This window comes from Candidatus Woesearchaeota archaeon (assembly GCA_018675335.1).
GTDB lineage: Archaea > Nanobdellota > Nanobdellia > Woesearchaeales > UBA11576 > JABJCP01.
On the sequence record JABGYH010000003.1, the window covers coordinates 21,602 to 45,491 of the forward strand.

General features: G+C 29.8%; 29 protein-coding genes and 1 tRNA gene. 14 read left to right on the top strand and 16 right to left on the bottom strand.

Annotation, left to right across the window (positions count from 1 at the left end; genetic code table 11):
- The first annotated feature begins 86 nt into the window (after positions 1-86).
- The 6 genes from HN587_01685 to HN587_01710 all read left to right on the top strand — a co-directional run bounded on the left by HN587_01685 (position 87) and on the right by HN587_01710 (position 6,854).
- On the top strand, positions 87-2,579 hold the full coding sequence (locus HN587_01685) for an SMC family ATPase (protein MBT7902544.1): 2,493 nt from the start codon (positions 87-89) through the stop codon (positions 2,577-2,579).
- Positions 2,576-3,376 (top strand): hypothetical protein, encoded by an 801-nt coding sequence (locus HN587_01690; GenBank protein MBT7902545.1) that lies wholly within the window; start codon positions 2,576-2,578, stop codon positions 3,374-3,376. The genes HN587_01685 and HN587_01690 overlap by 4 nt, the downstream gene beginning before the upstream one ends.
- Positions 3,373-4,071, top strand: coding sequence for an aspartate/glutamate racemase family protein (locus HN587_01695; protein ID MBT7902546.1), 699 nt, complete (start codon positions 3,373-3,375; stop codon positions 4,069-4,071). Before HN587_01690 ends, HN587_01695 begins: the two co-directional genes overlap by 4 nt.
- 109 nt (positions 4,072-4,180) lie before the next feature.
- The gene (locus HN587_01700; GenBank protein MBT7902547.1) at positions 4,181-5,662 is read left to right on the top strand and encodes a hypothetical protein; all 1,482 of its coding nucleotides are present in this window, start codon (positions 4,181-4,183) and stop codon (positions 5,660-5,662) included.
- 1 nt (position 5,663) lies between these two features.
- The gene (locus HN587_01705; GenBank protein MBT7902548.1) at positions 5,664-6,083 is read left to right on the top strand and encodes a DUF4190 domain-containing protein; all 420 of its coding nucleotides are present in this window, start codon (positions 5,664-5,666) and stop codon (positions 6,081-6,083) included.
- Between the two features lie 531 nt (positions 6,084-6,614).
- Complete coding sequence (locus tag HN587_01710; GenBank protein ID MBT7902549.1) at positions 6,615-6,854, top strand: hypothetical protein; 240 nt, start codon at positions 6,615-6,617, stop codon at positions 6,852-6,854.
- A gap of 78 nt (positions 6,855-6,932) precedes the next feature.
- On the opposite strand, the gene HN587_01715 is transcribed toward HN587_01710, so the two are convergent.
- Entirely contained in the window at positions 6,933-7,325 is a 393-nt protein-coding gene (locus tag HN587_01715; GenBank protein ID MBT7902550.1) for a hypothetical protein, read from the bottom strand.
- A gap of 87 nt (positions 7,326-7,412) precedes the next feature.
- Between HN587_01715 and HN587_01720 the strand changes: the two genes are divergently transcribed.
- Positions 7,413-7,976 carry a hypothetical protein gene (locus HN587_01720; GenBank protein ID MBT7902551.1) on the top strand — a complete coding sequence of 188 codons (564 nt, stop codon included), beginning with the start codon at positions 7,413-7,415 and terminating at the stop codon, positions 7,974-7,976.
- Here the strand turns inward: HN587_01720 and HN587_01725 are convergent.
- Entirely contained in the window at positions 7,973-8,470 is a 498-nt protein-coding gene (locus HN587_01725) for a hypothetical protein (GenBank protein ID MBT7902552.1), read from the bottom strand. The genes HN587_01720 and HN587_01725 overlap by 4 nt on opposite strands.
- 145 nt (positions 8,471-8,615) lie before the next feature.
- Here HN587_01725 and HN587_01730 point away from each other — a divergent pair, with 145 nt between their 5' ends.
- The gene (locus HN587_01730) at positions 8,616-9,020 is read left to right on the top strand and encodes an HIT family protein (protein ID MBT7902553.1); all 405 of its coding nucleotides are present in this window, start codon (positions 8,616-8,618) and stop codon (positions 9,018-9,020) included.
- A gap of 18 nt (positions 9,021-9,038) precedes the next feature.
- Here HN587_01730 and HN587_01735 read toward each other — a convergent pair whose 3' ends face one another.
- The 3 genes from HN587_01735 to HN587_01745 form a co-directional block, all read right to left on the bottom strand.
- Positions 9,039-10,088: a radical SAM protein gene (locus HN587_01735; GenBank protein ID MBT7902554.1), complete on the bottom strand. Its 1,050-nt coding sequence runs from the start codon at positions 10,086-10,088 to the stop codon at positions 9,039-9,041.
- A gap of 393 nt (positions 10,089-10,481) precedes the next feature.
- Positions 10,482-11,045 (bottom strand): type 1 glutamine amidotransferase-like domain-containing protein, encoded by a 564-nt coding sequence (locus tag HN587_01740; GenBank protein ID MBT7902555.1) that lies wholly within the window; start codon positions 11,043-11,045, stop codon positions 10,482-10,484.
- 91 nt (positions 11,046-11,136) lie between these two features.
- Positions 11,137-12,153 carry a hypothetical protein gene (locus tag HN587_01745; protein MBT7902556.1) on the bottom strand — a complete coding sequence of 339 codons (1,017 nt, stop codon included), beginning with the start codon at positions 12,151-12,153 and terminating at the stop codon, positions 11,137-11,139.
- A gap of 251 nt (positions 12,154-12,404) precedes the next feature.
- Here HN587_01745 and HN587_01750 point away from each other — a divergent pair, with 251 nt between their 5' ends.
- The 3 genes from HN587_01750 (at position 12,405) to HN587_01760 (ending at position 15,187) form a co-directional block, all read left to right on the top strand.
- Positions 12,405-13,649, top strand: a complete 1,245-nt coding sequence (locus tag HN587_01750; protein ID MBT7902557.1) for a tyrosine-type recombinase/integrase — start codon at positions 12,405-12,407, stop codon at positions 13,647-13,649.
- 137 nt (positions 13,650-13,786) lie between these two features.
- Entirely contained in the window at positions 13,787-14,311 is a 525-nt protein-coding gene (locus HN587_01755; protein ID MBT7902558.1) for a hypothetical protein, read from the top strand.
- A 27-nt stretch (positions 14,312-14,338) separates the two neighbouring features.
- Positions 14,339-15,187, top strand: a complete 849-nt coding sequence (locus tag HN587_01760) for a hypothetical protein (protein MBT7902559.1) — start codon at positions 14,339-14,341, stop codon at positions 15,185-15,187.
- A 62-nt stretch (positions 15,188-15,249) separates the two neighbouring features.
- Here the strand turns inward: HN587_01760 and HN587_01765 are convergent, their stop codons facing one another.
- The 6 genes from HN587_01765 to HN587_01790 form a co-directional block, all read right to left on the bottom strand.
- Entirely contained in the window at positions 15,250-15,621 is a 372-nt protein-coding gene (locus HN587_01765) for a hypothetical protein (GenBank protein ID MBT7902560.1), read from the bottom strand.
- Complete coding sequence (locus tag HN587_01770) at positions 15,618-16,157, bottom strand: recombinase family protein (GenBank protein ID MBT7902561.1); 540 nt, start codon at positions 16,155-16,157, stop codon at positions 15,618-15,620. Before HN587_01770 ends, HN587_01765 begins: the two co-directional genes overlap by 4 nt.
- Before the next feature lie 264 nt (positions 16,158-16,421).
- Positions 16,422-16,565, bottom strand: a complete 144-nt coding sequence (locus tag HN587_01775; GenBank protein MBT7902562.1) for a hypothetical protein — start codon at positions 16,563-16,565, stop codon at positions 16,422-16,424.
- A gap of 121 nt (positions 16,566-16,686) precedes the next feature.
- Positions 16,687-18,432 carry a minichromosome maintenance protein MCM gene (locus HN587_01780; GenBank protein ID MBT7902563.1) on the bottom strand — a complete coding sequence of 582 codons (1,746 nt, stop codon included), beginning with the start codon at positions 18,430-18,432 and terminating at the stop codon, positions 16,687-16,689.
- Positions 18,429-19,133, bottom strand: coding sequence for a hypothetical protein (locus HN587_01785; protein MBT7902564.1), 705 nt, complete (start codon positions 19,131-19,133; stop codon positions 18,429-18,431). The genes HN587_01780 and HN587_01785 overlap by 4 nt, the downstream gene beginning before the upstream one ends.
- 268 nt (positions 19,134-19,401) lie before the next feature.
- Positions 19,402-19,560 (bottom strand): AbrB/MazE/SpoVT family DNA-binding domain-containing protein, encoded by a 159-nt coding sequence (locus HN587_01790; GenBank protein ID MBT7902565.1) that lies wholly within the window; start codon positions 19,558-19,560, stop codon positions 19,402-19,404.
- 140 nt (positions 19,561-19,700) lie between these two features.
- Between HN587_01790 and HN587_01795 the strand changes: the two genes are divergently transcribed.
- The gene (locus tag HN587_01795) at positions 19,701-20,552 is read left to right on the top strand and encodes a hypothetical protein (protein MBT7902566.1); all 852 of its coding nucleotides are present in this window, start codon (positions 19,701-19,703) and stop codon (positions 20,550-20,552) included.
- Positions 20,553-20,620: 68 nt separating this feature from the next.
- On the opposite strand, the gene HN587_01800 is transcribed toward HN587_01795, so the two are convergent.
- From HN587_01800 to HN587_01810, 3 genes are all read right to left on the bottom strand, one after another.
- Positions 20,621-20,751: transfer RNA gene (locus HN587_01800), tRNA-Tyr, on the bottom strand.
- 66 nt (positions 20,752-20,817) lie between these two features.
- Positions 20,818-21,159, bottom strand: coding sequence for a hypothetical protein (locus HN587_01805; protein ID MBT7902567.1), 342 nt, complete (start codon positions 21,157-21,159; stop codon positions 20,818-20,820).
- Complete coding sequence (locus HN587_01810; protein ID MBT7902568.1) at positions 21,156-21,422, bottom strand: hypothetical protein; 267 nt, start codon at positions 21,420-21,422, stop codon at positions 21,156-21,158. The genes HN587_01805 and HN587_01810 overlap by 4 nt, the downstream gene beginning before the upstream one ends.
- 203 nt (positions 21,423-21,625) lie before the next feature.
- Here HN587_01810 and HN587_01815 point away from each other — a divergent pair, with 203 nt between their 5' ends.
- Together HN587_01815 and HN587_01820 are read left to right on the top strand one after the other, a co-directional pair.
- Positions 21,626-21,829 (top strand): hypothetical protein, encoded by a 204-nt coding sequence (locus HN587_01815; protein ID MBT7902569.1) that lies wholly within the window; start codon positions 21,626-21,628, stop codon positions 21,827-21,829.
- A gap of 125 nt (positions 21,830-21,954) precedes the next feature.
- Positions 21,955-22,179, top strand: coding sequence for a hypothetical protein (locus tag HN587_01820; protein MBT7902570.1), 225 nt, complete (start codon positions 21,955-21,957; stop codon positions 22,177-22,179).
- Between the two features lie 18 nt (positions 22,180-22,197).
- Here HN587_01820 and HN587_01825 read toward each other — a convergent pair whose 3' ends face one another.
- Both HN587_01825 and HN587_01830 read right to left on the bottom strand, forming a co-directional pair.
- Positions 22,198-23,451 (bottom strand): 4Fe-4S dicluster domain-containing protein, encoded by a 1,254-nt coding sequence (locus HN587_01825; GenBank protein ID MBT7902571.1) that lies wholly within the window; start codon positions 23,449-23,451, stop codon positions 22,198-22,200.
- A 55-nt stretch (positions 23,452-23,506) separates the two neighbouring features.
- Positions 23,507-23,890: a hypothetical protein gene (locus HN587_01830; protein MBT7902572.1), complete on the bottom strand. Its 384-nt coding sequence runs from the start codon at positions 23,888-23,890 to the stop codon at positions 23,507-23,509.

Here is a 23,890-nt window from a genome sequence, read left to right on the forward strand (position 1 = left end):
GAATTAAATTAAAGAAAAATTAATTAAAAATTATTAAAAATTCCCAAAACAAAAACTATAAATAACTCAATTCATTGAAAAAATCAATGATTCTTAAATGGATACAACTTCAAAACATAAGAAGTTTTACTGAAGCAAAAATAGAATTCGAAAAAGGAAGCACACTACTAAGCGGAGACATAGGTTCTGGGAAATCATCAATATTAAGTGCGCTTGAGTTCGGATTATTTGGTGCCATGCGAGGACTCTTAAGTTCAAATGCACTATTAAGAAAGGGAACAAATGCAGGACATGTAGAATTATGTTTTTTATTAGATAAAAAAGAGATCATAATAAAACGCAGATTAAAAAAACAAAATAACAGCGTAGTACAAGATACAGGCTACTTAATTATAGATGGAGTCAAAACTGAAGGAACTACAACTGAACTGCGAGCAAGAGTTTTGGAATTATTAGGATACCCTCATGAACTTCTAACAAAAAGTAAAGGTCTAATCTTTAGATATACAGTATACACACCTCAAGATCAAATGAAACAAATAGTTTTAGAAGATAAAGAACTAAGGCTTAATACATTAAGACTTGTTTTTGGAATTGATAAATACAAAAAAATAAGAGAAAATGTACAAATAATTATTAAAAATACAAAAGATAAGAAAAAAGAACTTGTAGGCCAAATATATGATTTGGAAGAGAAAAAGAAAAAACTCGAAGAATCTGCAGGATTTATTTCAGAACTCATTGAACAAGAAAATAAAATTCGACCAATACTCATTTCAGTTAAAGAAGAACTCATACAAAAAAGAAATCTAATGAAAGGCTTGGATGATAAAATCAAGCTTAGCCAAGATATCAAACAAAAAATAGAAATTTTAACTAGTGTAGTTGATGAAAAAAATAATCAAATAGAAAAAGAAGAAAAAGAAATAGAACAACTCAAAACCGAAATAACAACAATAAAAATAAAACTTGCAGAACTCGAAGAAAATTTAAGTGTTGAAACCATAGAAACTATATCTTCTGACATAACATCAATAGAACAAAAAATACTTACTAATGAAAATCTGGAAAAAACATTACTTAGAGAAAATGCATTAATTAAAGAGCGAGAAAAACAAATAGACATGAGAATTCTAAATTTAAAAGAAGAAAAAATCAAAAAACAAGAAAAAGAACAAATAATGATTTCTAAAAAAAATGAATACTCAGAACTCATCGAGCGAGTAAAAGACAAACAACTAATCCACGATACAATACACAAAATAGATTTTGACATATTAGAACTAAGTAAAAAAATCAATGGATTTGAAATTATGAATATGCAAAGTCAAAAACTAAAAGAAAAAATATCACAAATTGATTCTTGCCCCACCTGCGAACAAACCGTAAGTAATGAACACAAACAAAAAATAAATGAACGAGAAAATTCTAAAATCGCCGAGTGTATTGGAGAAATAAAACAACTTGAAACTCAAAAAACAGAGATTATGAACCTGGTTGATTGCCAACGCAAAAAACTCGAAGAAGTACGAGCAATTGAAATAAAAATTTCTGAGATTAGTGGTGAAATAAAAAATGAATCCGAACTCAAAATCGAAATTAACAATCTAATAATATTACTTGAAGAAACTGAAACTCAACGAAAAGAAATACTAACAAAAATCAGTGAACTTGACGCCTCAAAAATTGAAGAGATTCGAAAAGAAATAATTAATCACAAAGAAAAAATAAAAATATTAAATGAAACAAAAATCAAACTCACAGAAATAGAAACTGTTAGTCAAAGAAAAACCGAAAAAATACGAAGACTCGGAGAACACATTACTTTTTTAGAAGAAACACAAGAAAAAGTTTTAGGGTTAAATAAAAAATTAGAAGAATTACAACAAAAATACAAAAGCTTTGATGGACTACAACAAGAATACTCCCTTAAAAAAATAGACTTTGAAAGACTACTTGAAGAAGAGAAAAAAATCGAAGTAAAAAAACAAGGAATAGAAAAAGAAAAAGAAAGTTGGGAGCGAACACAAACAGAACTCAAAACCGAAGTCATAACAAAAGAAGAATCAAAACGACGAATAACAAAATGCGAAAATGAAATAAGATGGCTTGATGAAATGTTTATCAAACTTATGGAGACCATGGAAAAACAAGTTATGATGAAAGTATATCACGAATTTAAAGAATTATTTACAACCTGGTTTGATCTACTAATAGAAGATGAAACAATTACAGCATCACTTGATGATGAATTTAGTCCAAACATATTACAAAATGGTCACGAACTAGAACTAGATTATTTAAGCGGAGGAGAAAAAACTTCCGTTGCGCTCGCGTATCGACTTGCACTAAACAAAGTGATCAATGATGTAGTAAGTAATATAAAAACAAAAGACTTACTAGTTTTAGATGAGCCAACAGATGGATTTTCAACAGAACAACTCGATCGCGTTCGAGACGTATTAGACCAATTAAATACGGAACAAGTAATAATTGTATCACACGAATCAAAAATAGAAAGTTTTGTTAACAAAGTAATTCGAATTGAAAAAAATGAACATGTGAGTCGAATAGTATGAAAGAAGAAATAAAAAAATTATGCGCGCGCATTGAAAAAGAACAAAACGTAAAAATATTATTTGCAATAGAAAACGGAAGTCGAGTTTGGGGAATGAGTAGCAAAGATAGCGATTATGATGTTCGATTCGTATTTGTTCGACCCGTTGATGAATATGTACAAATTAATAAGCCAGGAGATGTAATTCAAGCAGCGTTTGATTCAAAGTTTGAAAAATGTCCAGTTGAAGGATCTTTAATTGACATGAGCGGATTTGATATATTCAAATACACAAAAATGCTAAGTTCGTCAAACCCCACCACAATTGAATGGTTAATGAGCGATATTGTTTATTATGGGTCACAAAATGAGAGGTTTAAGGAGTTTGCTAAAAATTGCTTTAGTAAAAAATCACTTTATTTTCATTACAAATCACTTTGTAAAAATAATTATATCAAATATTTAAAAACAGGAACTTTTGTAACACACAAAAAATACCTTTATGCATATCGAGGTTTGATCAATGCAAAATGGGTAGTAGTTCATGAATCAATTCCACCAATAAAGTTTTTAGATGCATTAGCTGGAATGAAAGAAATAATACCTGATATCGTAATTGAAAAATTAAAAAAAATAATTGAACTTAAAAAAGAAGGAAAAGAAAAAGACAAAGTTGCAAATATTAAAGAAATGGACTCCTATATTGAAGAATTCTTAAAAAATGACTCAGAAGCACCAACAGAGAAAAGTTTTGCAACATTAAATGATTTAAATTCTGAATTAAGAAAAATAGTTATTGGAAAGAGGTGTTGCAAATAAAAACAATAGGACTAATAGGTGGAATGAGTTGGGAATCAACTCAAGAATATTATAAATTACTAAATTGCGGAGTAAAAGAAAAATTAGGCGGACTAAATTCTGCAAAAATTATTCTACACTCATTAAATTTTGAAGAAATTGCTAAAATGCAATCAGTAGAAGACTGGAAAACACTTGAAAAAACAATGATTAACTCAGCACAAAAATTAGAAAACGCAGGAGCAGACTTTGTTTTAATTTGCACAAACACCATGCATAAGTTAGCCGACCAAGTAGAAACTGCAATAAAAATACCACTAATACACATTGCGGATGCAACAGCAGATTCAATCAAAAATAAAAAAATTACCAAAGTAGGATTACTTGGAACAAAATTTACTATGGAACAAGCATTCTACAAAGATCGCTTAAAAGAAAAACATGGAATTGATGTTGTAATACCAACTGACTCAGACAGACAAATTATTCATGATGTAATATATAATGAATTATGTTTAGGTGAAATACGCGAAGACTCAAAAAAAGAATATTTAAGAATAATTAACAATTTAGTAAAATTAGGTGCTCAAGGAATAGTTTTAGGGTGCACAGAAATTCCTTCTTTAATTAAACAAGATGATGTGAATTCTTCAATCATAATATTTGATACAACTCAAATACATGCAAACTACGCATTAAAACAAGCACTTGAGTAAAATTATTAATAAAATTATTTACAAAACCTTTATAAATATTAACAACCTTACATTATATACTATATTAAAAAGTATTGGGAGCAATATTTTATAAAAATTGAGGGATAAGATGAAAAGGGGCAAAAAACTAATCGGAATTCTCGCATTTTTAATGGCAATAATAATATTATCGGCTATCGGAAGTGCAATAGAAGTAAAAACACCAGCATTCTACATGACTGCAGAACCAGTTAAGAATACAATTAACAAAGGCGACTTTGCAATATTTAATATTAGCATACAAAACGTACAAGACTTTGATGACACATTTAAAATTCAGCCCCTTGAAGATTTAAAATGGAGTTTTCAAACAGTCCCACTAACAGATTATTTCTCAGGAAAAAAAGTTTTAGCAGGAGAAACAGAAAATATTTTGATGTATCTAAAACCATCACCAAATATTGACAGCGGAACACACGCAATAAAACTCGAAGTAGAAAGTGACCAAGAACAAGTCCTAATGAGCACAGTACTAAGAGTTGGCGTTGGGATCCCAGTAATAGAAGAAATATCAGTTCCAATCGCAGACATGCAAGCAACATTTAAAGTGCCTGCAAGAATTGATCCAAGAAACCAATACTCAGTAGAAGTAGTTGTCAAAAATAATAATAAATTAGTTTTACAAAATATAGAGGTTGTGTTAACCGGATATTTAAATGAAAAATCAATTCTTGAATTAGGATCAAACGAAGAAAAAAAATCCAAGTTCGCACTAACATTTGACAAAGACACAAAACCATTTAGTGACACAATAAACGTACAAGTTATTTACAAAAATAAAACAGTCTTTACAGATAGTAAAACTTTTGAAGTAATTGGCTATGTTCCACCATTAACAAAAACAATTGATTTAACAAAAACACACGCAAAAACTGTTCGAGACATAACACTAACCAATGAAGGAAATGTTGCAAAAGAACAAATTATTCGAATAGAAACAACTTCTCTTGAAAAATTATTTTCAAATACTAATCCAGAAGCAGACGTACTAAGTGAAGGCGAAAAACAATACTTCACATGGACAGTCAATCTTGAACCAAAAGAAACAGTTGAATTAAAAATAGTTACAAGCTATCGAATATTATACTGGCTAGTAATTTTGATAATACTTGCATTATTACTATTTTACGCATTTAGAAGCTCAGTTATAATTAAAAAAAGCATCAAACACTTAAAGCGAGAACACGGAGCATTAAGTCATGCAAAAATAATTGTACACGTAAAAAATAGAAGCTCAAAACCTCTAAAAAATGTACGAATAATTGAACGAGTACCAAAAATGCTAAAAGTTCTAAAACCAAGTCACTCCGGAACCATGCACCCAACAAAAACATACCCGCATTCCCGCGAAGGAACAATACTTGAATACAAACTAGAACAAATGGACGCTTACGAAGAAAGAATCATCAAATACGAAGTAAAATCAACACTACACGTTGTAGGAGATATAACCTTTAAACCAACAATAGTTAAGTTCAAAGCAAGCAAGAAAATACAAATGAATGCTAAAAGCAATGTGCTTTATGTTGAAGGTCCTGAGAGTAAGAAATAAAATGGTAGATCAAAATTTAGTTCAATGGGTTTTAGAAAAAAGAAAAGAAAAATTCTCAGACGAAAACATTAAATCATACTTAATTAAATATGGCAGAAGTGAAGAATCCATATCAGAAGTATTTAAATTTGTTAATTCACACAGTGAAGAAGAATTAAAAATGGGTCAACCCCCACCTAGTGAAGGTGCAGTCATAGGAACTTCACATTATGATTACTTTGCAATTGGTGCGTTCTTATCAGTATTCTTTTTTCCATTATTAGGATTGCCCTTAGGAATAATTTCTTTACAACACATCAAACACAATAATCAATTAAAAGGAAAAGCATTAGCAATAATTGGACTATGTTTTGGAGCACTATCATTACTTATAATAGTATTTTATCTTGCTTTGATAGTTATATCCTTCATGGGCGCATAATGTAAATAAGGGGAGTTATTTTGTTTTTAAATATTTTAATTTTCTTTTCATAAAATTTAAATAAAACTAATTTATAACTAGGTATGAAATGGACTTTTATACATTAGGTCAAATTTCCACATTACTGGTTTTCTTAGGTTTTATAATGTGGGCAATAAGTCAATACAAAAAAGTGGAAAAAAATAAGCACAAAAAGAAAAAATGAAAAACGAAACCAATACTAATTTTGATAGGAGTGGCGCCAACATAAAACCAACGAAATATAGGGTTTTTGGAGGCACATTTGGTTTATTTATCATAATTTTATTTATTAATATTTTTGCAGGTTTATTTGATTTATATACATTGTTTCCAGGAATTTTTAAATCTTCAGGACTAAATTTATCTTTACATCTTTTTATAATAGTTCTCAATTTATTTATTTTATCATATATAGGATTTTGTGTTTACATACTTACAATTATTTTAAAAAAAAGAAACAACTCTATTTTTTTGTGTAAGTTTTGGAGTATATTATCATTAATTATTTTGATGTTAATTTTTTTAGACCTTTTAACTAACATATCACAACTAATTCTAATAGGAATCACCTTAGTATTAATTCATTTAGCTTGGTTTTTATATTTTGATAAATCAAAAAGACTCATTGAACTATTCCCAATTGAAACAAGAACACATTCTAAACTCGACTTAATTATTTTATCCGCATTTTCATTATTAATCGCTGCAACAGTAATTCTGACTGAGATTGTACGTTTTACCCACAACTAATCTGGAAATATGAATATTATCATTTACTAAAGAAAAGATATTATAAAAAGAAAAATAGAAAGAAAATAAAATAAAAAATTACTCGACATCCATAGATTCTATGATGAAATCAAGTTTTTTATTGATCTCAGCTAGTTCTTCACTGTAATCTTTAGATTTAGAACCTGAATCGCCGCCTCTAGAGTCTTTTCTAAAACAATCACTACAATAAACTGGTTTATCAGAAGAGGGTTTAAATGGTACTTCACATGTTTTACTACATGCATCACAAGTAACAGTTGTCATTTCAGGTCTGTCTCTTCTATCAAATCTATCTCTACCAGAATCTCTTCTATCAAATCTATCTCTGCCAGAGTCTCTTCTATTAAATGATCCAGACTGTCTATCGTTATCGCGATAGGATCCTCTTTCGGAAGATCTACTTGAACCTCTTCCCCTAGGTTTTCCAGAATTGTGTTTAAAATTATCCATACTCCCCCAAATTAACTGCGAATTTATAAACCTATGCCTAAAAAATTAACCAAAACTATTATAAGACTAAACTCAATATTAAACTGAATGGACATAGTTGAAGATAACATATCTGAAAAAGTAATAATAATTGTTCCAGGAATAGGTGGAAAGATACAATCCACAGAAGATGCTCGTGATTTTTTTGTAAAAAATGATTTTTCAGTTGTTAGATTCCCAATAAAATATGACAGTTTACACAAAGTATCTGAAAAAATTGATGAAGTGATAACATACTGTGAAAAATACAAACAGGTTTACATCATAGCAAAAAGTCTTGGAGGACCTGCAGTTTTTCTTTCAAAAGGAGCCGAAAAAATAGTTATGTGGGATCCAAGTTTAGATCTTAAATGGCTCGCATCAAAAATTGAAAAGAAAACTGAAGGATACTTTCTTAGAAATCACCCCATCTCAAATGAACTATACCAAGAATTTTTAACTTTAGATATTGTTTCAAAAATAAAAGATGAAAAAATAATTCTTGCAGGTTCCGGACCATACGCACATTTCAAAGATAAAATAAATGCACAAACTATAAAAGGTGCAAATCATAAATTTAGTGATCATAAAGAAGAACTATTCTCTATGACCCTAAAAATACTAAAAAATTAATTCTTTTGGTCATCATGGGTTTCAATTTCTTTTTTCCAACCAGCATTAACTTCACCCATAGTTTTTATTAGCAAACCTTTAAGCTCGGTGTTCCAAAACTTAACAGTTTCGTCAACGAATTCTGCTTCAGCTTTTTTATCTTTTGAAAGTCCAATAAAAGAATTTCTAGATGAAAACTCCATAATCTTTTTCATAGCAAGCAAGATTGCTTTATTATCAGATTCATTAATCATTTTATTTTCAGTAACACTAAACATAGAATGAGGAACTGGCATTACTAACCCATGCAAATAACCAGACCAACCATTAAGAGTTTCACAAATTCTCCCACAAACTTGGCGAGATAATGAATCACTAACGAACTTTGAAGAATGAATAAAATCTTTCAAAAAGAAAATATTATCAAGCTCTGCAAGTGAAGACTTAAACTTTAATTCTTGTTTGATTTTTTCAAACTCAGTTTCAAATTCAGACATTAATTCTTTATTAACCATATTATCACCTTCTACTATTAACTAACTAGATAATTACAAACTATAAATAATTATCTCATTGGACATTGGACAGGTCCGCGTGAGACATATAAATAATCCCCAATCTCAGCTAAATTTATATATTAATTAAAATTTAATCAATCATATGACTGAATGCATTTATTGTAAAATAGCAAATAATGAAATGCCATGTTTTCAAGTATTTGAAGATAACTTAGTTAAAGTTTTTTTAGATATTAATCCCACTGCCAATGGACACTTATTAGTTATTCCTAAAAAACATTTTGAAAATGTATTTGTAACTCCTGATGAAGTGTTAGGTAGAATCAATCAAGTTTGTAAAAAAATGGCAATGTTGTGCAAAGACAAACTTGGAGCAACAGGAGTTAATATTTTAAACGCATCTGGAAAAGATGCTCAACAGAGTATTTTTCACCTACATTTCCACGTCATTCCAAGATTTGAAAATGATGGATTGGATTTATGGTTTCATGGAAAATCAAAAAAAATTGATCAAGTAAAAGAAATACAACAAAAACTACTTTCTTAACAAAAAAAGAAAAAAAAATTATTTTTCTTGGCATCTAATTTTGTCTTTACAATATTTGGCACATTCACAAAACACGCCCTCATTCCCATAATTCCTACCAAGACTTTCTTCGAGTCGATAATGACTTTCAACCAATTCTCCTAATTCCTGATCTCTGAAATTACCAAATTCTTCATACGAAGAAACACAAAGTCGGGCATTCCCAAATAAATCCAATAAAATTATTGGTCGACTATCACATTTTCTATGACCTAGAAATGGACCTAATGAAAAGTCATATTCTAAGCCCATACTTTGATCTAACTCATATATTCGCCTATGCAATTTTACTCTATCTGCTGCACCCACATCCATTTTATAGTAGTCTTTAGCATTTCCAGACAAAACCATAAATTCCATCATAGGAATAATACTTTGACTTCGCATAAATTCCCAAACATTTTCTGCTTCAGAATAATTTGCACTCATAACGATGCAATTCGCACCAAGTCTATTTTGTTCGCCAAGACCTCGTTCCATTAAAAAAAGCATATTTTCGGGAATCCACCCACCACCAACTTGTACGTAGTTGTAAACATCAGAATTTCCAACAAGAAACTCATTAATTTTAGGATTTAAACTATGAAGTTTTCCTATTACTGATGCTCCAAATTCATCAAGTCTTTTTGCAATATCCCTATCAACTTTTGCACAATGAGAATAAACTACAGGTAAAAGATCATGTTCTCTTGCAAGCGAAAGAAGATCAAAAAACTCATCAAGATTTATGAGCGGATCTCCTTCACCCGAAATATGCACTGCATCAATTCCAATATCTTTTGCTTGCCCAAACATTCTCGCATAATCATCAAGCGATAACGGTTTTGGATTATCACTCCCAACCATTTGCAAAATTTCTTTTCCTTCTGCAGCATAGCACATTATACAAGCTAATTCGCAACCATGTCCATACTGTAATCCTAAAACAAGTGCATTTTTGTTTTTTACTGCACCTTCCATTTGTTGTTGTGAAAAATCCATACCAATAAGATCAGGCGGACTTCTCTTTTGATTATTTTTTTTATTCATTTTATTCAATCTCCATATTCGTTAAACTACTCCATTGCAAAGTTAACACTAACTCAACTTATTTTGAGCGTAGTCATCAATTTAGAATTCAACTTTTATTTCAACAAAAACATCACATTAATCTGCCTATAAGCTTACCAGGCTCAAACAAAAAAAGTTAACATTTTTGTGCAAATAGAAATTCGGTTGAACTGAGCACAATTATGCAACAGTTGTTGTAGTTGTAGTAACACTAATTAGAACTAAAAAATCCAGGTTTCTTTTCAAAATTTTCGGATTCATTTTTAAATTTAATAAAAATAGTAATCATATAAAAGTATTTAAAACTTTGTAAACGAAATTGTTTCATAATAAAATAAAGAAAAAGAGATTAAAGTAATGAAATCAAAAATATCACTCAATCACAATATACTCTTTTTCATCTAAGAATTTTAAGTTTACTTTACCAGAATGCATTCTTCTTATAGCTTCTACAGCTCCAGCATACTTAGGATTATCTGCATGAGGAACAATAACACAATCAACATACCCAAGTCCAGAATAATCAGTTAATTTTTTTGCAAATGAAGGATCATCCATTTCAGTCAAATAATAAATACTTTTTCCCATAACTACCGATCCCGCACTTTGACCCAAATAAATAACTCCCGCAGCCAATATTTTACCCAATACAGCATCCAACCCAGACTCTTTTATTGCTTCCAATAATACAAATGCATTACCTCCCGCAAAATACATCAAATCATATTGAGTCAATTTTTCCAAAATACTTTCCGCATTAAAATCACGAAGATCAACATCATCTAATTCTTTTCCCCTAGAACGAAAAAAATCACGCCATTTCTCTAAACCAGATTTATCTTCATACATATCTTTCGCATTACCTATAAATGCAACTCTATTAACATCTTTCAAAGTATCAAACACTTCTATGTCTTGCGAGCACAATATTATCATAAAAGAATAGAATTCGTTGAATATTTATAAATATAATCCCTCACTAACAAGCACAGCACAGATCCCCGCAAAGAAATTAGTTATAAAAAATTTAATCAGAATTAGGCAAGTTTGCAACATAATGCTTAACAAAAGATACTTCTGCACCTACACGTTCGTGAGGCATGATAATAGTATTACCTTCAAATTCAAATCCTTCAATCGCAAGATGAGGATAATAATTCGGATCTTCCATCGCATCACTAACATAAAGCCTACAACCAGTTTTTAGTTCCCAATCATCAGGCACAATTGATAATCCCCAAGGACATTCATTAGATTTAAAATCAATACTTAAATCATGTGCAAAAAAAGCATCCCTAATATTCTCAGGAGAATCATAAAGTTTTACAACTGGAAATTTAGATCCTTCTTCACCCAATAAAACAATTTCAGCTTTTCCTTTAGCCTTAGAATTAAACTCACTAATTTTTGCAAGATAGTCTTCTTTGGATAAAGTTAAAGTCCAAGGTAATTCAGGATCAGGATCATACGTTTCAACAAAAGATACAATTCCTTTAATTGAATCATCTTCGCTCACAGTTCTCACATAAAGTGAGTTTCTATGACCTTGATGTAGAATTCGCATTGACTGCAACATATGATCTTGATAATCTAAATGGAAAAGAGTTCCCTCAAATTTAGATTTATCTTTCCAAGTATCAAAAATATTAACATGACTTCCAGTTACAGTTTCACCATAATTACCGTCAGAAAATTTAGTTGCTTGTGCTTCAGCAGCATTCCTACTTTCACGATCCCAACCATAACAAGAATGACTGCCGCCAGCAGTAGAAGAAATATAAAGATCCGAAACAATACGCACAACAGAATTAATAGCAAAACGATTAGCTTCATAAGTAGATCTAGAAATTCCACCCTCAGTTCTTATGCAATCTAAAACAACTTGTAAAGAATCATAAATTTCTTTTTTAAAATCTGCATCTCGAGGTTTTTTAAATGCACTAGCTTTTTTTTCAGCAGTAAGTGGAGTTACAGAACCACCACCATAAAACTGCATATTAGTTCCAATAATGTCTTCAACCAAATCAGCTAATTCTTGAGCCATACACTATTTGTTGAATCACCATTTATAAATTTTACGTTTAAACACTACAAACAAGTAGTTAATAATAAGCCATAAAAAAAACAGAAAAAAATCCAATAATAAAACCGGACTTGAAATGAAGATGTATCCCCGTCCCCGGACACGATAACTATCGTTCTAAGCCCGCACCATTTTTTACACTTTTTTTATAAATGGTGTAAGCCAGTTTAAGTATTTAAACATCTAATTCTTTTATAGGTTTAGAAAACAAAATGAAAACCGAACAAGAAATAGACCTTTATCCACAAAGGAAAAAAGAATTTGAAGCCAAACGCAAAGAAATAGAAAACAAATGTAATGAAACCAACAAAAAATTATTATTTGACTTTGGAAACCATTTGTTAAGCATAGGCAACATAAAGTATACAATAGCTAAGCGTTGGAGAACTTTAATTCTTATTGACCAAATGTTACAACAGTCATTTTTAGAAGCAAACATATTTGACTGGAGAGCAACCATCGCACAAATTAATAGTTTGGAACTATCTGAAGCCTCAAAAGCAATACATAGGCGTTACTTAAAACAATTCTTTAATTGGTATGAAGACTATGACAACAGACTGATAACTAGTGACATACAACAAAGAACAGAAGTAATAAGAATTTACAAATTTTTTAAAAAAGATGTGAGTTCTTCCTACAAAAAACCAAAAATAGACCCTTCAGAAGTCATTAATGATGACGATGTTTCTCAAATTCTTGAAAACGGTTGCAGCAACAACAGAGAAAGAGCATTATTTTCTTTATTACACGAAAGCGGAATGCGGGTTGGAGAACTATTACGCATAAGAATAAAAAATATTGTTTTCAATTCTGATGGGACTGCAAGCATTTTCATTCCAGATGGTAAAACTGGCGAACGAGGTCCATTCTTATTTGTTGACTGCGTACCTTATTTAAGAAGATATTTAGACTTTCACATCAACAAAGAAGACCCTCGCGCATTATTCTGGTACAGTTTAAAAAAAACTACAAATGGAGTTCCAGACCATATGAGCTATCCAGCAGTTAGAAAAATTTTACAAAAAATTTTCAAGCGCGCAGGAATAAATAAAAAGTGTAATGCTCATTGGTTCAGACATAGCAGAACTAGCTTAGACATCTCAAAATATACTGACTCAATAACGTGTAAAAAAATGGGTTGGGTAATAGGAAGCAAACAGATAGCAACATACTCCCACCTAAATAATAAACCTGTTAATGACGCTATAAGACTACAAAAAGGTTTGACATCTGAAGAAGAAGTTGAGAAGTCAAAAAAATGTAGTTGTGGATATTATATCCAACCCAAAATTAAATATTGTAGCAATTGCGGAAGACCGAGAGATGTGCAAGTTGCATTAACTGAACAGCAAAAAGTCAAAGAAGCTACTGAAATGTTAATGAAGAAATGGGTTGAAGTAATGGGAGATAGTAAAGAACGAGACTTGTTCGAGTTATTCAAAAAAAGTAAATAAACCTCCCGTAAATAATTAGGCTTCGCTAGCTTTTATAAATAAACTGGTGAATACCCCCCCTATTTTTACCTATTAAACAAACACCTGTTTGTTTACTCAAAAACTTTAAATAACACAACTCCATAACTAAGTATAAATTGGACTTAATTTATATTAAACAGTGGTGTGAATTTAAAATTATAGCTCCTGTTCTATTTGTTTTGTTTGGAATTATGATATTAATTTCGCCTGAAATGTATTTAAGCAGAAAACAATTAAGTGTAGTGTTCATCATATGTTCATTAAGTTGGTTAATAAACAATATTAAACAGAAATATTATATTCAAATTTCAAATAAAACTTACAATTTTAAGTCAAAGAAAGAAGCGTTTATTGCAGGGTTTTTTAAAATTAAAAAAATAAAGTACATTTATGAAAAACCATTAAAAATAGGTTCTCAAAAATTAAAACCAGACTTTTATTTGCCTGAATATGATGTGTATGTTGAATATTGGGGTTTATTTAATTCAAATTTTGAATATAAAAAAGCTTGTAACCATAAAAGGAAATTATATGAGGAAGAAGGTATAAAATTAGTTGAACTTTATCCTGATAACCTAGCAACATATGACACTCTAAACCGAAAATTTATGGAAAGACTTCTTAATGTTCTTAAAAAATGAAAAACGAAAGTTATAATGGGGTATAAAATGGCTAGAAAAAGTTTATTATTCTACGTGTTCATATCTTTTTTTTTATTTAGCGTATTCGCATTTTTTTTTCCAAGAGTGCTTGCAGCCCCAATTACTATTATTCCTTTAGCAATATTATTCAAATACATAATAGGAACTAATTGGAAAGACTCATTCAAATTAGGAGCTATTAACTGGGTTTGGATGGCAATTATGTCAATTTTTGTTATGATGACTGAATTAAATTTTTTAATACAAGGCCTAAACTCGCCTAATATTGGCGTAATGTGGGTTTTTTTAGTTTTAGTTATAGGAATACCTCTCACTACAATAATTATTAATTGGAAAGGAAATAAACACTTTGACTCTAGTCTTTTTGATAAACTTAGTAATAACTTATCAAATAAACATAATTCATCTAATAAAACACATTCTCATCACAAACATAAGTTAGCTAAAAAAATAAACAAAAACTCAATAAAAAACTTTTTTATTTGGTTTGCTACATTTTCAGTTGGAATTTATATTGCAATATTCTCGCTGGAATTTTTTAAACTAAAAAGCATATTAGTTATTGTTTTATTATCTGGTTTAATAATTGAAGTCGTAAGTAAATTAATGCAAATTTTTGTTTTTGACCAACGTTTTATTGTTAATAGACGGTTTGCTTTTTGGGTTTTTGTTCAGAGTATTTCTTTTTTGATAGGTTCAACAATACTTTCAAAAATACCTTCAAGCTTTATTATAAGTATAATAAAAGAAATAAAATATGTTCCAATTTTTAATTCAATTTTTGTGGGTTTAATTATAACTATTATCGGACACTTAGTTTGGAAAGCTAGAATTGAAAAAAAAATATTTAATTAAATTTTTAAGATATGTATTTAAAAAATAACAAATAAATAAAATTTATATAAAATATAAAATTATTAACCTACGTAATTCTTTTTTGTTTTATCAAATAACATATTAAACTCACCATCAGATGGCGCATCATAAAATGTAATTGTTTCTAACCAGCTTTGGCCATCTTTATCTAATGCTTCTATTATTCTTACAGGCCTACCAAAACATTGTTGGATAATAACTTTCTTTTCTGCAATACTCAAACAAGGAAGTTCTTTTAACATACTCTCCATTACTTTAGGTTTACTAAAAGGTACAGAATACTTAATAGGTTCTTGCGTGTGGCGCTTAAACAATTCCTTCCAACCTTTCTCCCTAACAAAAAAGAACCACGCAAACATCACAGAACTACCTGCAAACGTAACAGTTAATAATATGGTATCAGTTGTTATCATTCTTTAACCAGTTCTTTTTTCTTCTTTTTTTCATTATTCCAACGCAACCAATAACCTGACTTCCTTCTTACTTTTTTATCCTTACTACCTTTAGGCCTACCCAATATTTTCCCCTTAGCTTTCAAATGTTGTAGCTTAGTAATTATACGTTCACTAATTAATTCACGTTCCAATTCTGCAACTGCACCAATAATTTGAATAAAGAACATTCCTTGCGCTGTGCGAGTATCTACTTCAGGACTTAAGCAAATGAACTGCACTCCTTTCTTATTGAACTCCTCAACCAATTGTATTAAATGCTTTAAACTTCTGCCAAGCCTATCCAATTTGTAAACCATAATTGCATTATATTCTCCAGCTCTAACTGCTTGCATTAACACATCTAGTTGTTGCCTATTAGTTTTTGTTCCTGAAATTTTTTCACTATATACTGAGTACGCCCAACCCTTAGCCTTACATCTATTAACTAAAGGTTCTATTTGTTGTTCAAGTGTTTGTTCTTCAGTGCTTACTCTCGCATATATTGCTACATTCATTTTCTTTCACCATACTTCAAACTCCTGTTCCGTTTGCACATCCATAATAACAATTCGTTTCATCATCAACTCACATTCTTTTTATAAAAAATATCTCCACTCGTACATTAGTATAATTATAACGCCGAAACCCACCCGTTTTCACCCATTTTAACCGACTCATTAATACTTTCTTTCGTTACGTTAAACGCAAACAGCACAGATAAGTAATTTATAATGTCCGTTGATGGGGGGTTAAACCCGTTTTCACCAGCATTACTTCTGCTATTTCCCACTCTCTAAAACATTTAGCGCGTGGTTTTTAACAGCAGTTAAAATAAAATTCTGTTTTGAAACGCCACACCTAGATATTGCGCTTTGCACCCAACCTTGTCCAAGTAACAACTCCAATTCTTCATACTCATTCATTTCTTTACACCCCTCAAATAGTTATTCATACAACGTATTGAACAGAAAGCCACACCATCAAATTCGTAATAGCAAGGTAAGTCTCCGCAAGCGTAACACTCAGCTAAACTTTTGTCCCCCATCATAGAACCTCTTCCTCTTCAACAATGTTGTTAGAATTTGCTTCGTCAATGAAATTAAAACAAGAGTTCAATAAATAAAATGCAGTCATAACATCATCTTTAGAAACAAATTCTGCTAACCTGAGCTTTGCATTAGCTGTGCTCAAACGCCGTAAAGACTCAAACGTTCTTGGGTTCGCTCTCAAATTACTTTTTTGATAACTCGCATTTCTAATTTTTTGATATAATTTTTTTGAAAATTCATTAAGTTCATCAGTCCATTTAATTTTATGTGAAGTGCAAAACAACAAATATTTTTTTAAAAAAAGTTCATCAAAACAAGGCGTACTTTTTTCTCTAGAAATAATTGTTTCAGCAATTTTTTTATCATTAGAACTTGGAATATCTTTCAAAAAGAAAATTAAGTCAAACCTATCTAACAGCGTTGAATTTATGTTGAGCTGTTCAAATAAAGAATTATCTTTATCAAAATATCCTTCTTTAGGGTTGCAAATAGCAAAAACACCCACTTTACACGGTAACGTTCCTGAAACAGTTGCCTTCGATATGTGAATTTCTTGTGACGCAAGTGCACTTTGCAAACTCTGCAATTCTTCTGGCCTCAATTTATCTATTTCGTCTAAAACTACATGGCCATTATTGCATAACGGTAACAACCCTGCTTGGATAGTCCAACCACCTGTTAGCTCATCACGCAATACAGTAGCAGTTAAACCAACTCCCGAACTTGACTCACCACTTGCAATACGACATTTAGGGCTAATTTTTTTAAAAAACTTAGCCAAACAACTTTTCCCAATGCCTGGTTCTCCAGAAACTAACAAATTCAAGTCATTCCTAGAAAACTTATCTTTACTTCCCCCAACTAAACACAACATTAAAGCTTTTTTCACATTTTCGTGGCCGTAAATTCCTGGTGCGAAACTTTCAATAAGTTTTTTTTCAAAATTTAATTCTTTACTTTTTTTTATAAAAAGCTCACGTTCTTCAGGTTTCAAGACATCAAAAAAATTTTCAGTTAAAATTTCAAAAGAATTTACTTTAATTAAAGTATCAAAATGCGCTAATTTCTCTCTATCTCTGGAAATAATAGGAACTTTCCTAACTTCACCTACAACCTTTATTTTGCTTCCTGGAGGGCTATTCATATCAAGCAAGTGACTTGTTAAGTCTTTTTCCAAAATTAATTTTATTTGTTTTGGAGCAAAACCTTTGAAAGTCTCCAAACTTTCCTCCAATAACAATAGTTGTTCATCTATTAATTTTGAACTAATTTCACGTAAAAAACCGTTATTCCCGCAACTACATTTTTTAAAAAATTTCAATTTTTCACCAAAATATTCAAACACTATAATATTCCTACAAAGACTACATTCCTTTTTGCTCGCAACTAATTTTGGGCGAACATTACTTTTCTGTTTAATTATACCTTCCAAAACAATTAATTTATCTAAATTCTCACTTCGTAATTCTGAAATATTTATTTCACAGCTTTTGGGCAAATTAACTAACCTAACCTCAAATTCTAATAAATTATATTTTTTTAAAATTATTAGCTCGCCAATTTCCAAACTTGTTTGAAAATTATCTAAAATATAATTAGCAAATTCTGGTTCAAATTTCATAATTTTATTAAAATTAATATTCATCCAAAAATTTTTTAACCGTATCTGGTTCTCTAATGCTTCTAAACAATTGTTTTCGATAAAATTTTCCCAACAACTTACAACATCGGACGTTTTCATTTTGTTAAACACCTTTCAACTAATTTTTTATTATATTGTGTATCTGGTTTGCAACTAGAATGAGATAAAAGACCATATTCCTCCCGCATATTTTGGTGGGTTAAAATGTGTTCCTTGCATATGCAGCAAGTTCCAACAATTTGTTCTCTATATTTTTTTTCTTGAATTAATTTATTTTCTTTCAATTGTTGGAATTTTTCAAATTTTTTTTTGAAATTTCGAATATTTATTTGTTCAGACTCAGATAATTGTGAGTACATTTCTTCGCGAGGTAAGTTTATTTTTGAACTCCACCCACTTAAAGTTCGAATAGAAAGGTTGGGCTTAATTTTTTTTGAAAATTTAGCATAAGTTTTGAACTCTTCAGAATTTTTATTTGTTTCTTCAACTAACCCCGCGTCTTTTAGTACGCGGAGCGAATGAGATACATCAAACCTATGTTTAGCAGAATGAATAAATTCTAATAACTGCGCGACACTTAACACGCGTAGTTCTTGCAAACACGCTAAAACTTTAATATTTAAAGGTTTAACCAATATATTGCAAAGACCTGCTAGTTTAGATAAATATTCTAAACTTTTTAGTTTTGAAAAATTAGTATCTAAGTATTTTATTAACACTACTACTACTTCGCGTATTTTACTAGTAGTAGTTAAGTTATTTAACCCACACATACTTTTTTCTGAAGAACTAGAACTCATTGTAAGTCCTCTTTAAAAATTCTGTTTGTAGGTTCTAAACTTATAACACATCTTTTAGCTATAGTGTATGTGTGTTTATTAGTTCGAAATTTTAAAAAGAAACTATCTTCTGATACCAATAAACCAAATAAAATTTTAGCAGGCTCAGCTGATGAGGTTTTATACTTGAGTTTTTTGCACATTTGTTCGTTCTTCATTTTTTCGTTTAAATTCTAAATATTTGTTTAGCATTTGCAATTCTTGCGGCAACTGTTTAAAAATTCGGTTTTCAAACTCCATCAAACACCACCTTTTTTTTAACAGGTTCAATTGTGAGTTTTACTTTTTCACCAACTTCTTCTAAATGTAATTCTACCTCATCGTGTTTTTTAAGTTCATTTGCATTGATGAAAACTTTGGGTAGCGTAATTAGAAGTGAATAATTCATATTGACTATTTTCCTATTTTTTAGCTTAATTACCATACAGTTATTGAATTTATTGAACTATAAATTATGACTTATACCATTTATACCAGAGGTATAAAAAAAAGAAAAGTTTATATAGAAGTTTTGTTACAGTATTTATTATGGTAAATACCCCAATAGATAAAAGTGAACAAATACTACTATTTATTTGCGGGAATGAAGAAAAACATAAATATTTTCAAAAATGTGAAGAAAAACTAAAATTAAATAATGCACAAAGAAAAAGTTTATTTCAAAAAAAAACTAAAACTAATTATGAAAAAAAACTACTTAATGACTTCAAAAAATTATTCAAAACATTCTCACACCCATATTTAACTCCTGCGAACATAATAACATCTTCATTAAAAATACCAGGAACAACAGTTCACAAATTACTTAACGACCTGGAACAAAAAAAATTAGTCTTTAAACAAGAAAAACTATGGGGAATAAAAAGAGACGCTCAAACACTCATTAAATTAACCGACCGCTTCTATAAAAAAAAATTAATGCCTAAATTAATACAAACCGACTATATAAAAGGGCTCGTATTTGGCTTAACCACAGAACCAGTTACGGAATTTGATAAAAAACGAAAGATAAATACTCGTTTTGAAAAAGTTTTAGAAAATAACTTCGGACATTTACTTAGCCAAGAAAAACAATTGGGAGAATTATATATACCTTCAGTAATAGATAAAAATAAAAATTTACTAATGAAAAACCCGTTAGCAATTATAAAACTAGGTTTGCAAATTAAAAAAGAAGACATAGAGGAAATAACAAAATACATAACAACATTATTTTTCAATAAAGAAATTAACGAAGTTAAATGCAAAGAACTAGCTTTTTTTTCATTTTTACTATATTATTTAATAAAACACTTAGACTTACCAGAAATAAATAAAAAAGAAACGCAAAATATTATCCACACATTAAAAAAAGAAATTAAAAAAGCAATTAACCAATGAGGTAAAAAAACCGTAAGAAATAGTTGTTTATAAACAAACTGGTTAGGGCTTAGGCCAATAAAGATGTATCCCCGTCCCCGGACTTGAACCAGGAACCTCGCGGTTACGGCTGATTGCCTTTCATCCTTAGTCATAAAAATTAATGACCACGTCAGACAACTTCTACAGCCGCGCGCTCTACCAATTGAGCTAGACGGGGTTGTTTTAATGAGGTAATGAAAAATTGATCTATTTAAAAAGCTTTTGCTTATTTATATATAAACTCTCAATTCACACAGTATTTAAACTTTTTACAATAGTCTTTATGATTAAACCAATCAAGAATAATTACAAACAAATTATCTTCATCAGTTTCAATTGTAAATATTAATCTGAATGCATTAGGAAGATTAATTTTATACAAATTAGTTACTTCATACTTAATAACATATGCATCAGGCCAATTAGTTTTAGGAATTTTCACACCTGATAAATGATTTATTTTAAGTACATCAAAAGCTTTGTTAAGCTGATTTAATAGTTTTATCTCCTCATACTTACCAGAGCTCAAACTTAGAAATTTTTTCTGAACTTGTTTAGAAATAAAACTAACACAAACTTCCTTCATCTTATTCTCAAGTTTTGAGAAATCATATTTTTTATTCTAGCAGGATTAAATACCCAAATAACAATACCTTCAGAGTCTACAATTATTTTCCCAGAGTCTTCTAAATAACCTAAAATCACCTGATATGTTTGATACATCATTTTTTTAGGTAATTTTTTCCAAAGCTGATATTTTCCAAACTCTTGACTATATTGTTTAATTGTTTCTTCAACCATTTTTACAGTATCCAAACGAGGGTTATGCAGAATTAATCCATTAGCCATCTTATATGAACTTATATAATAATAAATATTTAAATGTTTTGTTCTCAAAACCTAAAAACAAAATAAATTCACCTCAAATAAATACTTTCAGCAGAAACAACCGGAAAAAATTACGGTTAGTGCGCAAATTCTCATTAAAAGATTCTTAAGTGAAATTATCTTACCAACATATAATGAGAAATATATCTCAAGGAGGGATAAAAATGACATTAACAGATATGCTAAAAACAGCAAAAGATTACGTAATTACAAAAGCGACAGAATATCTTCACAAAGTAGCACAACCAATTCCAGGAGTGATTCCAAAACCAGTACAGATTGGAACATTACCAAGAGAACAATATACGCCTAAAGATCAATATGAATCTAGAGGCGTTCCTCGCCAATATGATGGAAGACGAATGTAAAATTATTTTTTCTATTTTATTCTACTTCTAAAATATCCAAATTACTCAATAGAAAAACTTTTAAATTAACCATCAGCTTTTATTCTGTTTTGAGATTTAAAATAACATAGTTAGGAGAAGATATTATGACAAAAGTAACCGCAGTTGATTTAATAACAATTCTATTTGCAAAATATTTAACACAAGCTAGTTCAAGAATACCTGGAAGAGTACAACAACCTTCAAGATCGACATTAATGCCCCGAGACACATACACTCGTCCAAGCCAACAATTCGATCCAAAATATAATCAAGGAGTACCAGCAAATACACCATACACTCCCAGAAGAATAATTCCTGGAAGAAAATAATTCTTTTCAAATTTTTTTCTATTTATTATATTTGAGTTTAGTTATTAAACCAATAAATCTAGATTGAAGTTGGTGATTTGCAATAGCTCTTTTTGCAGGTCCTAACTCAAAAATAAATTTTAAAAATCTTCTTAACATATTATGAGTCCATAAAGATCTATTATCAAAAATTAAATTCTGAAGTCTTCCCTGATTCATCGCAGTTCTAACAAAACGATCAAAACTATCCACAGGAGTAAAATTTAATTCTTTACGACGATCCATTTTCAAACAAGTCTTAGGACAAAAACGTGTGCAAACGCCACAACCAATGCAAGATTTTTCATCAATTACTACGACTTTTTTCTTTTTGTCCATTTTCATTGCATCGACAGGACATTTTTTTACACAAATACCACAACCAATACAATCAGGTGCATTAACTACAGATACAAAATTACTATGAATCTTCATATTATACCCGAGATGTTTGTAAGCTAGAAGTGCTTCACAACAACAACCACAACAATTACAAATCCACCCAACTTTATTTTGAACATTATCCCCAATTTGAACTAATCCTAATTTAACACATTTGTCTAAAATTTTATGCGCTTCTTTTTTAGAAATTTCTTTTGCAACACCATGCTTTGATAAACTAGTCGCAGCATGATTAAACGTCAAACAAACATTTTGAGGTTTGTCACAGGCTTTACCCATGTGTTCCATTTTATGACGACAATAACAAGTACCAACAGTAATGCATGAGGCAGTATCAATAACATTTGACGCTTTTTCATAATCTAGAACTTCAGAAAAATCTTTCTCTTGAATTTTATCCTCATGAACTAATGTACGCGCAATATTAGGATTACTTCCAAGAACTCTTATTAAAAAATCTTCTTCAACATTAATATATTGATGAAATAATTCAGATAAAATTTTTCTATCAAACTTGCCATCAGTACGCATTAGCGAAAACTCAAAAAAACCTGCCATCGTAGGCACGAGAATATAATGATTTTCTTCACCTCGCTTTAAATCAAATAAAATTCCTTTATCTGCCAAACCATTTAAAACTTTAACTGCTTCCTCTTCTGTTGTTTTCCAAATTTTTGCAGCTTTTTTAGCTTGGAATAAATTTATAGGCAAAACAGATACAAGCTTTGCTTCTTTTTCTGTAAAAAGAATTTCAAGAATTTTAAATAATGAATCAGATGCCGGAGCTCCTTGAGGAGACATATCAAGCCTTTCTTGTAAATTAATATAATTTTTTGATGTTTTATGTGCCATTTATAAAAAAAATGATATTAAATTTATAAATTTTAGCATATAACATATATAATAATTAATTTAAATTAGAATTCTTAATAATTAATTCATCTGCTTCCAAGTATGGTTCAAACGGATATTCACCCACATCAAATCTTAAATTACCTGCAACAGTATATGACTCACCCAATTCAAATGCTTGAAGAACAATTTCTTTTTTGACAAATATTTTATATTTATTATTTTTTAATAAAACCCAATTTTTATTATGTTCTCCTGATTCAAATTTAACAATTTCAACCACTCCTGAAACATTAACTACCCGATCTTCAAAAAAAGTTAAATTATTAGAAAGCACATACCCAATATCATCAAGAGAACTAGGGTTAAAACTACTTCCTTTAATTACTACAAATGCAAATATAATCAAAAGAATAATGAAAAAAATATTTAACTTCAT

Excerpts from the sequence above, each read along its gene's own strand:
- HN587_01795 (MBT7902566.1), top strand. The coding sequence starts at position 19,701 with ATGGTAAATACCCCAATAGATAAAAGTGAACAAATACTACTATTTATT.
- HN587_01735 (MBT7902554.1), bottom strand. The coding sequence starts at position 10,088 with ATGAATAAAAAAAATAATCAAAAGAGAAGTCCGCCTGATCTTATTGGT.
- HN587_01770 (MBT7902561.1), bottom strand. The coding sequence starts at position 16,157 with ATGAATGTAGCAATATATGCGAGAGTAAGCACTGAAGAACAAACACTT.
- HN587_01830 (MBT7902572.1), bottom strand. The coding sequence starts at position 23,890 with ATGAAGTTAAATATTTTTTTCATTATTCTTTTGATTATATTTGCATTT.
- HN587_01785 (MBT7902564.1), bottom strand. The coding sequence starts at position 19,133 with ATGAGTTCTAGTTCTTCAGAAAAAAGTATGTGTGGGTTAAATAACTTA.
- HN587_01690 (MBT7902545.1), top strand. The coding sequence starts at position 2,576 with ATGAAAGAAGAAATAAAAAAATTATGCGCGCGCATTGAAAAAGAACAA.
- HN587_01745 (MBT7902556.1), bottom strand. The coding sequence starts at position 12,153 with ATGGCTCAAGAATTAGCTGATTTGGTTGAAGACATTATTGGAACTAAT.
- HN587_01700 (MBT7902547.1), top strand. The coding sequence starts at position 4,181 with ATGAAAAGGGGCAAAAAACTAATCGGAATTCTCGCATTTTTAATGGCA.
- HN587_01710 (MBT7902549.1), top strand. The coding sequence starts at position 6,615 with ATGTTAATTTTTTTAGACCTTTTAACTAACATATCACAACTAATTCTA.
- HN587_01725 (MBT7902552.1), bottom strand. The coding sequence starts at position 8,470 with ATGGTTAATAAAGAATTAATGTCTGAATTTGAAACTGAGTTTGAAAAA.
- HN587_01740 (MBT7902555.1), bottom strand. The coding sequence starts at position 11,045 with ATGATAATATTGTGCTCGCAAGACATAGAAGTGTTTGATACTTTGAAA.
- HN587_01705 (MBT7902548.1), top strand. The coding sequence starts at position 5,664 with ATGGTAGATCAAAATTTAGTTCAATGGGTTTTAGAAAAAAGAAAAGAA.
- HN587_01760 (MBT7902559.1), top strand. The coding sequence starts at position 14,339 with ATGGCTAGAAAAAGTTTATTATTCTACGTGTTCATATCTTTTTTTTTA.
- HN587_01750 (MBT7902557.1), top strand. The coding sequence starts at position 12,405 with ATGAAAACCGAACAAGAAATAGACCTTTATCCACAAAGGAAAAAAGAA.
- HN587_01775 (MBT7902562.1), bottom strand. The coding sequence starts at position 16,565 with ATGAATGAGTATGAAGAATTGGAGTTGTTACTTGGACAAGGTTGGGTG.
- HN587_01730 (MBT7902553.1), top strand. The coding sequence starts at position 8,616 with ATGACTGAATGCATTTATTGTAAAATAGCAAATAATGAAATGCCATGT.
- HN587_01815 (MBT7902569.1), top strand. The coding sequence starts at position 21,626 with ATGACATTAACAGATATGCTAAAAACAGCAAAAGATTACGTAATTACA.
- HN587_01780 (MBT7902563.1), bottom strand. The coding sequence starts at position 18,432 with ATGAAAACGTCCGATGTTGTAAGTTGTTGGGAAAATTTTATCGAAAAC.
- HN587_01765 (MBT7902560.1), bottom strand. The coding sequence starts at position 15,621 with ATGATAACAACTGATACCATATTATTAACTGTTACGTTTGCAGGTAGT.
- HN587_01820 (MBT7902570.1), top strand. The coding sequence starts at position 21,955 with ATGACAAAAGTAACCGCAGTTGATTTAATAACAATTCTATTTGCAAAA.
- HN587_01805 (MBT7902567.1), bottom strand. The coding sequence starts at position 21,159 with ATGAAGGAAGTTTGTGTTAGTTTTATTTCTAAACAAGTTCAGAAAAAA.
- HN587_01715 (MBT7902550.1), bottom strand. The coding sequence starts at position 7,325 with ATGGATAATTTTAAACACAATTCTGGAAAACCTAGGGGAAGAGGTTCA.
- HN587_01720 (MBT7902551.1), top strand. The coding sequence starts at position 7,413 with ATGGACATAGTTGAAGATAACATATCTGAAAAAGTAATAATAATTGTT.
- HN587_01685 (MBT7902544.1), top strand. The coding sequence starts at position 87 with ATGATTCTTAAATGGATACAACTTCAAAACATAAGAAGTTTTACTGAA.
- HN587_01790 (MBT7902565.1), bottom strand. The coding sequence starts at position 19,560 with ATGAATTATTCACTTCTAATTACGCTACCCAAAGTTTTCATCAATGCA.
- HN587_01810 (MBT7902568.1), bottom strand. The coding sequence starts at position 21,422 with ATGGCTAATGGATTAATTCTGCATAACCCTCGTTTGGATACTGTAAAA.
- HN587_01825 (MBT7902571.1), bottom strand. The coding sequence starts at position 23,451 with ATGGCACATAAAACATCAAAAAATTATATTAATTTACAAGAAAGGCTT.